This is a genomic window from Streptomyces palmae (assembly GCF_004684805.1).
In the GTDB taxonomy this organism is placed as follows: Bacteria; Actinomycetota; Actinomycetes; order Streptomycetales; family Streptomycetaceae; genus Streptomyces; species Streptomyces palmae.
The window spans coordinates 1-847 of the sequence record NZ_SRID01000754.1; the positions used below are offsets into that span (position 1 = coordinate 1).

General features: G+C 77.1%; 1 protein-coding gene. It reads left to right on the forward strand.

Annotated elements, in window-relative coordinates:
* Nucleotides 1–805, forward strand: an 805-nt coding sequence (locus E4099_RS32495; RefSeq protein WP_135342658.1) for a GGDEF domain-containing protein, incomplete at its 5' end; no start/stop codon positions are given.
* Between the last annotated feature and the right edge of the window lie 42 nt (nt 806–847).

Consider the following 847-nt stretch of genomic DNA (forward strand, 5'->3'; position numbering starts at 1 on the left):
GCCCGACGCGGGCTGGGGGCGGGGCGCCGCGCTGCGCCGCCGCGGCCGGGGGAGCTGCGTGGTGGCCCCGATCGTGCTGCTGGGGCGGGCCTGGGGTGAGCTGTACGTGGCCCGGGCGGTGGGCCGGCCGGTGTTCGAGCGGCGGGACGCGGACTTCGCGACCGTACTGGCGGCGGTCACGGCCGCCGGGATCGCGCAGACCGAGCGGCTGGAGGAGGCCCGCCGGCTCGCCTTCACCGATCCGCTGACCGGCCTCGGCAACCGGCGGGCGGTGGACATGCGGCTGGACGAGGCGCTGGAGTCGCACCGGGTCGAGGGCACCGTGGTGAGCCTGGTGGTCTGCGACCTCAACGGGCTGAAGAAGGTCAACGACACCCAGGGGCACGCGGTCGGCGACCGACTGCTGGAACGTTTCGGTTCGGTGCTCTCGCTGTGTGGGGCGATGCTTCCGGACGCGCTGGTGGCCCGGCTGGGCGGCGACGAGTTCTGCCTGCTGGCGGTCGGCCCCACGGCGGACGAGGTGGTCGCGGTGGCCGACGAACTCTGTCGCCGCGCGGCCGAGTTGGAGCTGGGCGAGGGCGTCGCCTGCGGGGTGGCCTCCACCGGCGATCCGATCGGGCCGGTGCGCTCGGCGCGCCGCCTGTTCCGGCTCGCGGACGCCGCCCAGTACCGGGCGAAGGCCGCGCGGGCCGAGAAACCGGTGGTCGCCGGGCGCGAGGGAGGCCCGGAGGACCCGGTGGTCCGCCTCGCCGACCACCCGCCCCAGCCTCCCGCCGCCGAACGCCGCCGCTTCCGGGGCCGCTGACGAGTCGGGGCCACTTCCGGGGGCGGGTGGTCGGCGAGGCGG